Source organism: Sulfitobacter pontiacus (assembly GCF_040790665.1).
Lineage (GTDB): Bacteria > Pseudomonadota > Alphaproteobacteria > Rhodobacterales > Rhodobacteraceae > Sulfitobacter > Sulfitobacter pontiacus.
In genome coordinates this window covers 59625-72819 of sequence record NZ_CP160849.1, presented here as the reverse complement: position 1 = coordinate 72819, position 13195 = coordinate 59625, and the positions used below count along the sequence as shown (strand labels likewise).

General features: G+C 62.2%; 14 protein-coding genes. 8 read left to right on the top strand and 6 right to left on the bottom strand.

The genetic code is table 11. The features are described 5' to 3' along the window. Positions 1 to 26: 26 nt before the first annotated feature. Complete coding sequence (locus tag AB1495_RS00330; protein ID WP_074634410.1) at positions 27 to 1646, bottom strand: peptide chain release factor 3; 1620 nt, start codon at positions 1644 to 1646, stop codon at positions 27 to 29. 130 nt (positions 1647 to 1776) lie between these two features. On the opposite strand from AB1495_RS00330, the gene AB1495_RS00325 reads away from it, so the two are divergent. Next, positions 1777 to 2136 carry a nuclear transport factor 2 family protein gene (locus tag AB1495_RS00325; protein ID WP_074634408.1) on the top strand — a complete coding sequence of 120 codons (360 nt, stop codon included), beginning with the start codon at positions 1777 to 1779 and terminating at the stop codon, positions 2134 to 2136. Here AB1495_RS00325 and AB1495_RS00320 read toward each other — a convergent pair whose 3' ends face one another. Next, the gene (locus AB1495_RS00320) at positions 2137 to 3150 is read right to left on the bottom strand and encodes a Hint domain-containing protein (RefSeq protein ID WP_074634407.1); all 1014 of its coding nucleotides are present in this window, start codon (positions 3148 to 3150) and stop codon (positions 2137 to 2139) included. Positions 3151 to 3333: 183 nt separating this feature from the next. On the opposite strand from AB1495_RS00320, the gene AB1495_RS00315 reads away from it, so the two are divergent. From AB1495_RS00315 to AB1495_RS00305, 3 genes are all read left to right on the top strand, one after another. After that, positions 3334 to 4113, top strand: coding sequence for an SDR family oxidoreductase (locus AB1495_RS00315; RefSeq protein WP_005853937.1), 780 nt, complete (start codon positions 3334 to 3336; stop codon positions 4111 to 4113). Positions 4114 to 4266: 153 nt separating this feature from the next. Next, the gene (locus AB1495_RS00310; protein ID WP_037964191.1) at positions 4267 to 5625 is read left to right on the top strand and encodes a sodium:proline symporter; all 1359 of its coding nucleotides are present in this window, start codon (positions 4267 to 4269) and stop codon (positions 5623 to 5625) included. A 43-nt stretch (positions 5626 to 5668) separates the two neighbouring features. Further along, positions 5669 to 6772, top strand: coding sequence for an ABC transporter ATP-binding protein (locus AB1495_RS00305; RefSeq protein ID WP_005853933.1), 1104 nt, complete (start codon positions 5669 to 5671; stop codon positions 6770 to 6772). A gap of 49 nt (positions 6773 to 6821) precedes the next feature. Here the strand turns inward: AB1495_RS00305 and AB1495_RS00300 are convergent, their stop codons facing one another. Continuing rightward, positions 6822 to 7475: a YafY family protein gene (locus tag AB1495_RS00300; RefSeq protein ID WP_074634405.1), complete on the bottom strand. Its 654-nt coding sequence runs from the start codon at positions 7473 to 7475 to the stop codon at positions 6822 to 6824. 219 nt (positions 7476 to 7694) lie between these two features. On the opposite strand from AB1495_RS00300, the gene AB1495_RS00295 reads away from it, so the two are divergent. The 4 genes from AB1495_RS00295 to AB1495_RS00280 are packed head-to-tail and all read left to right on the top strand — an operon-like array spanning position 7695 to position 10293. After that, complete coding sequence (locus tag AB1495_RS00295; RefSeq protein ID WP_005853930.1) at positions 7695 to 7931, top strand: twin-arginine translocase TatA/TatE family subunit; 237 nt, start codon at positions 7695 to 7697, stop codon at positions 7929 to 7931. Between the two features lie 6 nt (positions 7932 to 7937). Then, on the top strand, positions 7938 to 8576 hold the full coding sequence (gene tatB, locus AB1495_RS00290) for a Sec-independent protein translocase protein TatB (protein WP_074634404.1): 639 nt from the start codon (positions 7938 to 7940) through the stop codon (positions 8574 to 8576). Beyond that, positions 8573 to 9457 carry a twin-arginine translocase subunit TatC gene (gene tatC / locus AB1495_RS00285; RefSeq protein WP_005853927.1) on the top strand — a complete coding sequence of 295 codons (885 nt, stop codon included), beginning with the start codon at positions 8573 to 8575 and terminating at the stop codon, positions 9455 to 9457. Before tatB ends, tatC begins: the two co-directional genes overlap by 4 nt. Next, a complete protein-coding gene (locus AB1495_RS00280; RefSeq protein WP_005853925.1) occupies positions 9454 to 10293 on the top strand; it encodes an ATP-binding protein in 840 nt (279 codons plus the stop codon). The genes tatC and AB1495_RS00280 overlap by 4 nt, the downstream gene beginning before the upstream one ends. A 77-nt stretch (positions 10294 to 10370) precedes the next feature. Here the strand turns inward: AB1495_RS00280 and AB1495_RS00275 are convergent, their stop codons facing one another. The 3 genes from AB1495_RS00275 to surE all read right to left on the bottom strand — a co-directional run bounded on the left by AB1495_RS00275 (position 10371) and on the right by surE (position 13145). Continuing rightward, positions 10371 to 11627: a LysM peptidoglycan-binding domain-containing protein gene (locus AB1495_RS00275; protein ID WP_005853923.1), complete on the bottom strand. Its 1257-nt coding sequence runs from the start codon at positions 11625 to 11627 to the stop codon at positions 10371 to 10373. 76 nt (positions 11628 to 11703) lie between these two features. Beyond that, entirely contained in the window at positions 11704 to 12363 is a 660-nt protein-coding gene (locus AB1495_RS00270; protein ID WP_005853921.1) for a protein-L-isoaspartate(D-aspartate) O-methyltransferase, read from the bottom strand. Continuing rightward, entirely contained in the window at positions 12360 to 13145 is a 786-nt protein-coding gene (surE, locus tag AB1495_RS00265; protein ID WP_005853919.1) for a 5'/3'-nucleotidase SurE, read from the bottom strand. The genes AB1495_RS00270 and surE overlap by 4 nt, the downstream gene beginning before the upstream one ends. Between the last annotated feature and the right edge of the window lie 50 nt (positions 13146 to 13195).

Below are 13195 nucleotides of genomic sequence, written 5' to 3'. Positions count from 1 at the left end.
GCGTCGGTCGGGCTGGCAAGCCCAAGTCAGACCATCATTTCCTTGGTCGCGGTCAGGCGCACATCGGGGTAATCGCGGTCCACACGGTCGATATCCCATTGCAGCCGCGTCAAGTAAACGATGTCGCCATCGTGGTCATGGGCGATATGCTGTTTATTGGCTTCTGTAAACTTATCAACGGCTTGCCGGTCACCGTTCACCCATCGAGCCGAGGTGAACTGCGATTGTTCGAACCGCACCGGCAGCCCGTATTCCAGTTCGATCCGGCTGGCGAGCACTTCGAACTGTAGCTGCCCGACGACGCCCACAACAAAGCCCGAGCCGATGGCGGGTTTAAAGACCTTCGCTGCACCTTCTTCGGCGAATTGCATCAGCGCTTTTTCAAGGTGTTTCGATTTCATCGGATCGCCCGCGCGCACGCCCTGCAACAGCTCTGGCGCGAAGGACGGGATGCCACTGACGCGGATCGCCTCGCCCTCGGTCAGGGTGTCACCGATGCGCAGCTGCCCGTGGTTGGGAATGCCGATGATGTCACCGGCCCATGCTTCCTCGGCCAGCTCGCGGTCGGCGGCAAGGAACATCACGGGGTTGGTGACAGACATGGTTTTCTTGGACCGCACATGGGTCAGTTTCATGCCACGGGTAAAGTGGCCCGACGCCAGACGGACAAAAGCCACGCGGTCGCGGTGCTTGGGGTCCATGTTCGCCTGAACCTTGAAGACAAAGCCGGAAACCTTTGGTTCTTCAGGTAAAATCTGTCTTGGCTCTGCCGATTGAATCTGCGGTTCGGGGCCGTAGGTGGCGATCCCGTCCATCAGTTCCTTGACGCCAAAGCTGTTGATCGCAGAGCCGAACCAGATCGGTGTCAACGACCCTTCGGCCATCAGCGCCGCATCCAGCGGCGGCATCAGCTCGCGTACCATCTCAAGGTCTTCGCGCAGTTTTTCAAGCAGGGCGGCGGGTACGTGTTCGGCCAGCTTCGGGTCATCCAACCCTTCGATCGCAATGCTCTTAGCGACCTTGTTCCGGTCGGCACGGTCCATCAGTTCAAGCCGGTCGCGCAGGATGTCGTAGCAGCCGATAAAGTCGCGGCCCACGCCGATGGGCCAGCTTGCAGGGGTCACATCAATGGCAAGGTTTTCCTGAATCTCGTCGATGATCTCGAAGACATCGCGGCTTTCGCGGTCCATCTTGTTACAGAATGTCAGGATCGGCAGGTCGCGCATGCGGCAGACCTCGAACAGCTTTTGCGTCTGGCTCTCCACGCCTTTCGCCCCGTCAATCACCATCACAGCCGCGTCAACGGCGGTCAGCGTGCGGTAGGTATCTTCTGAAAAGTCAGAGTGGCCGGGCGTATCCACAAGGTTAAAGCGGAAATTCGTGCCCTTGTTCATGAAATCGAAGGACATGGCCGAAGCCGAGACAGAGATGCCGCGGTCTTTTTCCATCGCCATAAAGTCAGAGCGGGTGCGTCGCGCCTCGCCCTTGGCGCGGACCTGACCGGCCATCTGGATCGCCCCGCCGAACAGCAGGAATTTCTCTGTCAGCGTGGTTTTCCCCGCATCGGGGTGGGAAATGATCGCAAAGGTGCGACGCCGAGCGATTTCGGCAGGCAAAGCGGGGCGGTTTGAGGGGGTATCCAACATGGATTGGCATATATCCACGCCCGAACACACGCGCAAGTCTGCTTGGATCAGGCGGGTGGTGGCATTTTCTTGGGGGTAGGCGCGAAACTGCGGTATGATGGGGGCAGATGAAACCAGAGGGGGTGTGACAATGGAATTGAAAGAGATCGCAGATGCGTTGGTAAAAGGCTGCCGCGAGGGCCATGAGGTGGCGAACCTTGATCGGCTTTACGCGCAGGACGCCGTGTCGGTTGAGGGGATGGACCACGGAAACGGGCGCGAGACGCAGGGCCTTGAGGGCATCAAGGGCAAGCATGCGTGGTGGGACAGCGCGATGGAGGTGACGCGTCAGGATGTCAGCGACCCGATGCTCCACGGCGATGACCGTTTTGCCGTCATCTTTGATGTTGCGGCGCGCGAAAAGGACAGCGGCACCGAGATGGAGATGAAAGAGGTCGCCATCTACCACGTGGCCAATGGCAAGATCGTGCGCGAGGAATTCTTTGGCTGATCAGCGCATGCTGGCGCGGCGCAGCAGTTCAGCTGCGTCGGGGCGGTCCAGCAGCGGCTCCGATACATCCAGCCCCGCATGGGGCAGGTCGGAATGGCCGGGGATGACATCGCCCATGGCGTCCGACAGCTCTTGCGGCAGCACGCCTTTGGTCCGGCTGTCGATCAGCATGGATTCCGCCGCGATGCCTTCGGCATAGATGATCTGGTGCCCGTCAAACAGCAGTTGGAAATAGTCGACAAAGCCGCCGTCCTGCACCCGTACCGTATCGCCGTTGACCAGATGGCGGACCTTGACCAGCAGCTCTGACCGGCCGGCGCCCAGACGGTCTTCGCGCTGGTAGATGAACAGGCGGTGATCGGGGCTGACGATCAGGTCATTGTCGTTGTTCAACGTGCCCGCGTTGATGCAGATCGGGGCGAATTCGCCAACCGCGCGCACGGTGCTTTGCCCGATCCAGCGGATCGCCTGCACGCCGTCATCGCGGGTCAGGACCTTGTCCCCGACGCAGAGTTCTTCGATCGGGCGCTGCTCACCGGTGGCCATGGTAATGTGCGTGCCGCGTGTGAAGGACACACAGGCGACCTGCGCGAACTTCTGGCGCATCGTCTCGGTGTCGATGCCAACCAGCCGGTATTCCACTTTCGACGACAGCGCGCTGAGCGGGATGAGATAGATTGCTTCGGCATGGCCGTCATCGGCCACTTCGACCAGCAGGATCGCATCGTTGATCTGCCCGTCAGGCGACATGAAGGTCAGTGCGCAATCCAGATGCAGGGCGGCCCCGCTGGTGCCGGTTTGCGTATCGGGCGCGATCGACAGGCTGCCATCCGGTGCCGTCTGGATCGACAGGCGCACTGGTTCCGCCCCGTAGGACAGCTCGTACACATCATCCAGCAACAGTTCCGAGGCAAAAGACAGCGCGTCGCCCATATTCGCACCATCCGTCGCCGTGAATTGCGTCGCACGAAAGACAGGGACGCTTTGCGGAGGGGAAGGGCGGGGCGAGGTCATGGGGCGGGCCTTTGCGCGCGAAAGGTGAATGATATCGGGGTCGGCAGTCACACAACTGCCGGTGGTTCTTGTGTCCTTGCCATAGGATTGTGTCTCATTCGGGTCAAGCCTTTGGCCTTTTGCTGGCATTGTCCGCAAAGACAGTGCTACGACTTGCGCGAACACTAACCGGGAGAGATCGCTATGGATCTGGGAATCAAGGGAAAACGCGCATTGGTTTGCGCATCGTCAAAGGGCCTCGGCCTAGGCTGCGCAGAGGCGCTGGCCGAAGCGGGTGTGGATCTGGTGATGAACGCACGCGGTGCCGCTGATCTGGAAACAGCCGCCGAACGCATCCGTCAGGACTATGGCGTCGAGGTCACCACCATCGCTGCCGATATCGCCACGGACGAAGGCCAGAAGCTGGTGCTGGAGGCCGCGGGCCAGATCGACATTCTGGTCAATAACGCAGGCGGCCCACCCCCCGGCATGTGGAGCGATTGGGACCGCGAGGATTTCATCAAGGCGCTCGATGCGAACATGCTGGCCCCCATCGCGATGATCAAGGCGCTGGTGCCCGCGATGATGGACCGTGGCTGGGGCCGCGTCGTCAACATCACCTCGCAATCCGTGCGCGCGCCAATCGGCGTTCTGGGGCTCAGCAACTCGGCCCGTACCGGTCTGACCGGCTATGTCGCGGGCACCTCGCGTCAGGTCGCGGGCAAGGGTGTCACGATCAACAACCTGCTGCCCGGCATCCACGCCACCGACCGCGCCGATGCACTGGATGGCGGCGTCGTCAAACAAAAGGGCATCACGCTGGAAGAGGCCCGCACCGAGCGCGCATCGACGATTCCCGCAGGGCGCTATGGCACGCGGCATGAATTCGGCGCGGCCTGTGCTTTCCTGTGCTCGCAACACGCGGGATTTATCGTCGGGCAGAACTTGCTGCTGGACGGCGGGGCGACCAATATCACGATGTAAGTGCGAGGGCCGGGCGCTGCGATGCCGTCGCGGCGCGCGCGCCCGTCTGACATATTTCATCACGTTTACGACAGACCGCCGCGCAACAGATAGCGCGGCGGTTTTTGCTAGGTTACCCATGGACGTTGCTGTCCCTTTCAAAGGTATTCCCGGATGTCCCCCATTGTTCTGTTTGTTCTCTTCGGTGCCATCATCGCCGCAAGTCTGCTGGCCGCACCGCGCCGCGCCTCGGTCGAGGGGTTCTTTGGCGGGATGACGGCCCAAGGCGGTGCGCCGGGGCTTTGGACGCTGGTGCTCAGCCAGGTCACCACATGGATTTTCGCGCGCAGCCTGATGAACGCGGCGATCCTGGGATATTACTACGGCATCGCGGGCACGCTGGCCTATGCGGCCTATTACGGGTCTTTCCTGACCGGGGGCTTTATCGTCGGACGTCTGCGCCAGAACGGCGCCATGTCGGTGCAGGATTGGCTGGGCGCGCGCTTTGGCGGGGCGGGCAATGCCTGTTATAATCTGGTCATCGCGCTGCGGCTCTTGTCCGAGGTGTTCGCCAATCTGCTGGTGGTGGGGCTGATCTTTAACGCCGTGCTGGCGGGCAGCGGCACGCCTGCGATCCTGATCGTGGCGCTCGTGGGGCTGGGCTATTCCGCTTGGGGCGGGCTAAGTGCTGCGCTGCGCACCGATGTGGTGCAGATGGTCGTGTTCCTCGTGGTTTTCGGTGTCGCCTTTGTGGCGCTGGTCGTGTCGCCCGGCTTTGATCTGGGGGCGGTTGTCACGGCTCCGGGGACAGCAGGGGCCTATAACGGCTGGGTCTTGCTGGCCGTGGCGCTGTTGCAAGTGTTTTCCTACCCCGCGCATGATCCGGTGATGATGGACCGGGGCTTTATCGCCGACCCGGAGGTGACGCGCCGGTCCTTTCTGCATGCCTTCTGGATCTCAACCCTGTGTATCATCGGCTTCGGGTTCTTCGGCATTCAGGCGAGCCTTGTCGGTGCGGCCTACGAGGGCGAGCTGATCGGCACCTGGGCCACGATGTTTCCTGCGTGGGTGTTTGTGGCGCTGATGATCTCTTTGCTGGTCTCGGCGCTGAGCACGCTGGATTCCGCGCTCTCTTCTGCCGCGCGTCTGGTGGTTGAAGAGCTGAAGCTCGCACCGCGTAGCCTGAACGGCGGGCGGATCGTGATGCTGGGCTTTATGGCCGCGGGCACGGTGCTGACGCTCTGGGGCAATGCGACGCTGTTCGACGCGGTGGCTGTGTCGGGTACTGCGTCGATGTTCCTGACGCCGGTGCTGGTGGTCGGGCTGGTGATGCAACGGCAGATCGCCCTATGGGCCTATCTGGCGGCCTTCGGGGCGGCGATGATCGGGGCCTTTGCCTATTTTGCCCGTGCGTGGCCCGCCTTTGCCGCGGTGCTGCCAGAGGGGCATAAATACGAACAGCTTTTGGTGATTTGTGTGGTCGTTCTGGTCGCAGGCTTCGCGGCGGTGCTTGCGGGCGCGCGGCGGGGCTGATAGCGGTCGATCCCGAGCGAATTGATCGGATTAGACTGCGCCCATGACTGAAGTGACTGACGTGCACCCGAGACTGGAAATCAAGAACCTACAGCGCGCCTATGGCGGGCGGGCCGTCGTGGATGATGTCAGCCTGAAAATCATGCCGGGGCAGGTGACCTGCCTTCTGGGGCCATCGGGCTGTGGCAAGTCGACCACCCTGCGGATGATCGCCGGCGTCGAGATGCAGGACAGCGGTACGATCCACGTTGATGGCAAGCTGATCTGTGACACGGTCTTCCGCGTGCCCCCCGAACGGCGCGAGATCGGGTTGATGTTTCAGGATTTCGCGCTGTTTCCGCATCTTAGCGTGGCCGACAACGTGGGCTTTGGCTTGAAAACCGGCACCAAGGCCGAACGCCGCGCCCGTATCGAGGAACTGCTTGAACGTGTGGACCTGCTGCGATTTATCGACGGCTACCCGCATCAACTGTCGGGGGGCGAACAACAGCGTGTCGCGCTGGCGCGTGCCTTGGCCCCGCGGCCCAAGATCATGCTGATGGACGAGCCGTTCTCGGGTCTTGATAACCGGCTGCGCGATGACATCCGGGACGAGACTTTGGGCATCCTGAAAGAGGAAGGTACCGCCGTCTTGCTGGTCACCCACGAGCCCGAGGAAGCCATGCGCATGGCGGACGAGATCGCCTTGATGCGCGATGGCAAGATCGTGCAGCAGGGGGCCCCCTATAACGTGTATACGCGTCCCGTTGACCGCGCGTCGGTGGCGTTTTTCTCGGACGCGAATGTGCTGCGGGCCGAGGTGTCTGGGGCGCTTGCGCATACGGTCTTTGGCCGGTTTCTGGCCCCCGGCGTGCCGGACGGGACACAGGTGGATATCGTATTCCGCCCCCAGCATTTGCGCATCGACTTTGACCGTGCGGGCAAGGGCCCGTTGCCAACCTCGACCGATGGCACCGCAGCCCGCGCCGTTGTTGCGCGTGCGCGTTTCATGGGGAATGAGAGTCTCGTGGAATTTGTGATGGACCATGACGGCAGCACCCTGCGCGCCACCGTGCCCAATGTCTTCTTGCCGCAGCCCGGGGCCGTCATGTGGCTGACCGTGCGCCGCGATCGTTGTTTTGTTTTTCCGGTGCATGCGGCAGGGTAGACCGCTGGCGGCTGCCCCTGTGGCACCGCGGGATGCCTTCGGCGAGGATTTATTCCATTTGGAAGGCGGGCGGCGCGGTGAATAGCGCGGGCAGCGGGTGTGTCGCCTCGATCAGGTCAAGCCGCAGGGTGGTGTTTTGCCCTTTGGTTTCATCCCAACCTGACAGGGTCCAACTGCGGGCGGCATGGCTGAGCCTGTGGGGGTGGAGCACCAGCGTATCAAGCGAGCCATCGTCGGCGTTATAGACGATCCTGAGTTTCTGGCGCGCGCGGATTGCGGCGCGCAGCACGGGCAGATGCCCCAACCCCCGCGCGGCATTGGCGAAAGGGTGTTCGATGCGCTGCCAGTCCTGCGTTGCGGGCTGTGCGGTTTCGGGCAAGGCCGCGTCGATCTTTTGCGCCAGTGAGGTCGCGGCGGCCTGTAGGTCGGGGTCGGTTGTTTCAAGCACAACGGCGAGGGCGAGTTGAAGCGCCTCAATCTCTTCGGGGGAGAGGGATAGCGGCGGCAGCACCGTCGCCGGTGTCAGCCGGTAGCCTGCGCCACGGGTGCCGGTGATCGCAACGCCCGACGCCTGCAGCCGCGCAATGTCGCGGTAGAGCGTGCGCAAGGACACGCCCGCCGCCTGCGCCATATCCTCGGCCCGGTGAAGCTGGTGGTCGCCCAAGAGGGAGAGCAGGGAAAACAATCGGTCGCTGCGGCGCATGGTTTCTGTTTGCCACGCAGGGGGGCAGGGCGCAAGGCAACTGCCAAAAAACTGTCAGGAGTGTTGGGGCGGTCTTCGGAGGGCGTAAATTTTGCGGGGCCACGCGGCGAGGGAAACGCTTTGGCCCTTCAAGCTGCCAGAGCAGGGGCCTAAAAAGAGACAGAGTTTACCGGCGGGGGCAGTCCCTCTGCCTCACATTCGGATTATGGAGTTGAGACTATGTTGAACAATATCGGCCTTCCGGGTCTTTTGCTGATTGCAGTTGTGGTGCTGGTCCTGTTCGGGCGCGGCAAGATTTCCAGCCTGATGGGCGAAGTCGGCAAGGGCATCACCAGCTTTAAGAAAGGCATCAGCGAAGGCGAAGATGACGTGAAAAACGGCGACAAGGACACTGCCGAGCTGAGCGATGACACCGTTGTTGTCACCGACACGAAGACCGACAAGGACCGGGTGTAAGCTCTCATGTTTGATATGGGGTGGTCAGAGCTGTTGGTCGTTGGCGTTGTCGCGCTGATTGTGGTGGGTCCCAAGGACCTGCCCGTGCTGTTTCGCAAGGTCGGCCAGTTTGTGGGCAAGGCCAAGGGGATGGCGCGCGAGTTCAGCAATGCGATGAATGATGCCGCCGATGACACGGGCATGCGCGAAATGTCGTCCAGTTTGAACAAGACGCTGAAAACCGCGACGAACCCGCTGGGGTCGGCGATGGACGAAGTAAAATCAGCGACCAAATCCCTGTCCAAATTCGACCCCGAAAGCGAGACAGGCAAACTGGCCTCGCAGCGGGCCGAGGATGTCAAGAAGATCCAGGCCGCCACCGCCCGTGCCGGTGCCGAGCGCAAACAGCGTGAAGCTGCCGAGGCGCTGGCACAGGCCGACGCCGCAGAAGCGAAACTCGCGACACCCGCCGCCGCGCCGCAGATCGAGAAGCCGGCGACGAAAGCTCCTGCCAAGAAAGCGCCAGCCAAGAAGGCAGCTGCCGCCAAAGCGCCAGCCAAAGCCACGCCCGCGAAGAAGCCTGCCGCCAAGAAACCTGCCGCAGCGAAACCTGCGGCCAAGAAAGCCGCGCCCAAAGCGCCAGCGGCCAAAAAGAGTGACACATGAGTGCATCAGACGATATTGACGACAGCGCCGCCCCGCTGATCGAGCATCTGGCCGAGCTGCGCACGCGGCTGATCCATTCGGTGATCGCCTTTATCATCGGCATGGTGATCTGTTTTACCGTTTGGAATCCGATCTTTAACTTCCTGACGAACCCTTTGTGTTCGGCTATGGCCGAGCGTGGGCAGGAAGACTGCGGGTTGATCCTGATCAAGCTGCAAGAGGGCTTTTTCGTCGCCATCTCTATCTCTTTGCTGGGCGGGCTGGTTTTGGGCTTTCCCTATATCAGCTACCAGCTGTGGCGCTTCGTGGCACCGGGGCTTTACAAGAACGAGAAGGGCGCGTTTCTGCCCTTCCTGATCTCGAGCCCGCTGATGTTCTTTTTGGGCGCGTCCTTTGCCTTTTATGTCGTGACGCCGCTGGCTTTCGATTTCTTTCTTGGGTTCCAGCAGGCGGGCACGCTTGTCGGCGAGGGGACGGATAACGCAGGCGGAATCGCCGCCATCGCGTTCCAGGGGTCGGCTCAGGAATATCTGAGCCTGACGATCAAGTTCATCGTGGCCTTTGGCCTGTGCTTTCAGCTGCCCGTATTGCTGACCCTGATGGGTAAGGCCGGACTGGTCAGCGCCGAGGGGCTTGGCAACGTGCGCAAATATGCGGTGGTTGGTATCCTGGTGCTGGCCGCACTTGTCACGCCGCCGGATGTGATCACCCAAGGGATCCTGTTTGTTGTGGTCTACGGGCTTTACGAAATCTCTATCTTTCTTGTAGGGCGGGTTGAACGCAAACGAGAAGAGCAGCTGCGCGCAGACGGGTATTATGACGACGAATATGATGACCCGATCCTCGCAGAGTTCGAAGAGGATGAGGACGACCTGAAGTGAACCGTGACCCGATGGACCGTATTGCAGCGGCGTTGGAGAGGATGTCTCCTCCGCCGCTGAAAACCCCGGATTTTGATGTGGCGGGGGCCTTTGTCTGGCAGACAGGGCCGGACCATCTGGCACCGGTCGAAACGGTCAGCAAGGTTGATCTGTCGCTGCTGGTCGGGGTGGATCGTGCGCGCGACACGTTGCTGGCCAACACGATGCAATTCGCCGCCGGTCTGCCCGCCAACAACGCCCTGCTGTGGGGCGCGCGCGGGATGGGCAAGTCGAGCCTTGTGAAAGCCGTGCACGCCCATGTCCGCGAGACGCACGACCGTCTGCGCATTGTGGAACTGCAACGCGAGGACTTGCCATCGGTGGGCCGTCTGCTGAGCCTGCTGCGCGGTGCGCGGCAACGGTTTATCCTTTATTGTGATGATCTGAGCTTTGGTCATGATGACGCGCATTACAAGTCGCTGAAGGCGGTGCTGGATGGCGGGATCGAGGGGCGGCCAGAGAATGTCGTGCTTTATGCCACGTCGAACCGGCGGCATCTGATGCCCCGTGACATGATCGAGAACGAACGTGGCTCTGCCATCAACCCTGCCGAGGCGGTGGAAGAGAAAGTATCGCTGTCGGATCGGTTCGGGCTGTGGCTGGGCTTCCATCCCTGCGACCAGAAACAGTATCTGGATATGATCCGCGGCTATTGCGAGGCTTACGGGGTCGAGATTGACGCCAAGACCCTGCACGCCGAGGCGATCGAATGGCAAGCGACCCGTGGGGCGCGGTCGGGCCGTGTGGCGTGGCAGTACTTCGTTGATCTGGCAGGGCGGCGCGGCGTCGCGCTGTAAGCGATAAGCGGCCTGCACAAAAGCAAGCGGCCCCGAAAAGGGACCGCGTGTTGAAGCTGTTCCGTTTTCCAGTTGGCTTAGTTCAGGTAGGGCGTCGGATCGACGCTATCAAAGCCTTTGCGCACCTCGAAATGTACGAATGAATCATCGCCCGGGCGCAGTTTGGCGATGCTTGCCCCTTTAGAGACGCTATCCCCTTTGGCGACCGACACATTGGCGACATTGGCATATACGGTCAGCAGGTTGTCAGGGTGGCGGATCACGACAATCGGCACGCCCTCGGCGCTTTTGGTGATCGCGGCGACTGTGCCGCTATCGGCGGCTTTGACCGCAGCGCCCGGTGTGCCCTTGATGTTGATGCCCTCGTTCTTGCCCTTGGAATAGGCGCGGATGATGCTGCCCTGTACGGGGGGCGACATGCGGCCGGAAGAGGCGGGTTGCGTCGTCTTGCCCACATCGGCGACAGGCTTGGCTGCGGCGGGTTCGGGCTTTGGCGCGGCGGGCTTTTCGTCCACGGGCGGTAGCGGCTTCGCGGCGCTTGGCGGGGTCGGCGTTGGCGATCCGGTGCCGGGCAAGCTGGTTGTTGTCGGCGCGGTGGCCGTCGCGGCGGCTGGCACTGCAGCGCTGCGTTTCGGGGCGGCCTGCTGCGCCACGGGGATCAGCAGGAACTGCCCTTCGCGGACAGAGAAATCAGCGCCAAGCCCGTTCCATTCGGCCAGCGTTTCAACCGGCACGGCATAGAGACGCGCGATGGTATAGGCGGTTTCCCCACGTTCCACCTTGTGGCGCACAGGCTCGATCCCGGTCTGTTTCGCGGGGTTCTCGCGGGTCGTGGTCTGCGCCGAGGGCAGGGTGGTGGTCTGCACGCCGGGGGTGGCGGGTGCCCGGTTGATCGCGCCGCCTGCGATGGTCTGGATATCGACCGCAGCGGTGGTAATCGGACCGGTGCCCGACGCGCCAGTCGCGGGCGAGGGTTCGGCGACGCGGGTCGGTAGGGCGATGATCTCTCCCTTGCGGAGGGGGACAGTGGGGTCGATGCCGTTATAGCGCGACAGGCTGCCCACATCAGCACCCACGCGGGTGGCCACGTCAGACAGCGTATCGCCACGCCGCGCCACGGCGACCTGATAGTTGGGGTAGGAAATCACACCGCGGTTGTCCGGTGCGGGGCGTTCATCCAGCGGGCCGGTGGCTGCGTGGGCGGTGGTGAAACCGTCGCCAAAGCCGCCGCGCAAATCCATATCAAGGGGCTGTTCACAAGCGGCGAGCAAAAGCGCAGAGCTGCCCGCCAGTACCGTCAGCCTGAGGGTACGGGTCACGTTTGGTTGGGTCATCTGCTCGTCCTCGTCTTCGGTGCCGTCAGCGCCTTGGGGTCCCCGTTCGGGCGGAGTTCCCCTTGCTATACTGCATTTAGCCGTCTTTTCCCAGCCCTTCAAGCAAGGGAACAAAGCGGACCTTGCGCAGCTCGTCATATTCCAGCCCGGTCTCGGTTTTGCGTACACGTATGAGGTGTTGAACCGTGTCCGACTGGCCCACGGGCACGACCATGATGCCGCCCACCTTGAGCTGGGCCAGAAGCGGGCCGGGGGGATCTTCGGCGGCGGCGGTCACGATGATCCGGTCAAAGGGGGCCTGTTCGGGCAGGCCAAAGCTGCCGTCGCCAATGATCGCGGTGATGTTGGACAGGGCCAGATCCTCGAAGATCTGGCGGGCCTCTACCACCAGCCTGCGGTGGCGGTCGATGGTATAGACGCGCCGCGCCAGTTTGCTGAGGATCGCGGCCTGATAGCCTGATCCGGTCCCCACCTCGAGCACCTTGTCACGCGACGACACATCCAGCGCCTGCGTCATCAGCGCCACAACCGAAGGCTGGCTGATGGTCTGACCGCAGGCGATCGGCAGGGGCATGTCCTCGTAGGCGCGGGACGCGAAAAGGCCGCGGATGAAGGGACCACGGTCGATCTGCTCCATCGCGTTCAGGACACGGGCATCGGTGACGCCCTTGGAACGGAGTGCGTAAAGAAATTGCATCTTGCGTGTCGCGTCTGTGATGTCTTCTTCGTCGTTCATGTATTGATGGCTTTTAGCGCGTCAAATGTATCATGAGCGGTGAGGTCGGCGCGCATGGGCGTGACCGAGATATAGCCGTCAAGGTTCAGCGCCGCGTCGGTGCCGTCGTCCGTCGGGATCTGCTGGTCCGCGCCCTTGATCCACAAGAACCGCCGCCCCGACGGCGACAGCTGCGGGATCGTGGAAAAGCTGGTATCGCGGCGCATCCCCTGGGGGGCCAAACGGATGCCCTGAACCTCTGCCGCTGCGACGGGCGGGAAATTCACGTTATAGAACAGACGGTAGCCATCCCCATGCGCCGGTGTCGCATCCAGGATACGGCGGATCACATCGGCCCCGTGGCCGGCGGCTGCCTCGAACGGATCATCCAGATCACGGTTGGCAGGGCCGTAATATTGCGACAGCGCCACGGCGGGGATGCCTTGCAGCGCCGCCTCCATCGCGCCACCGATCGTGCCGGAATAGAGCGTGTTTTCGGCCGCGTTGTTGCCGCGGTTCACACCCGACAGCACCAGATCAGGGCGGGCATCCAGCATACAGTCATGCAGTGCCGCCATCACACAATCGGCCGGGCTGCCCTCGACTGAAAAGCGCCGGTCGCTGACCTTTTCGACCATCATCGGCTTGGTGTAGCTGATGCAATGCCCGACGCCGGATTGTTCATAGGCGGGGGCCACGATCCAGACCTCGCCATCGGGTCCGGCCAGGTCGGTGGCAATGCCTTGCAGGGTCTTCAGACCCGGAGCGTGAATACCGTCGTCGTTGGTGATCAGAATGCGCATAAATTCCCCTTTGCGCCTTGATAGGCGACGGGGCGCGGCGCGGCAAGGCA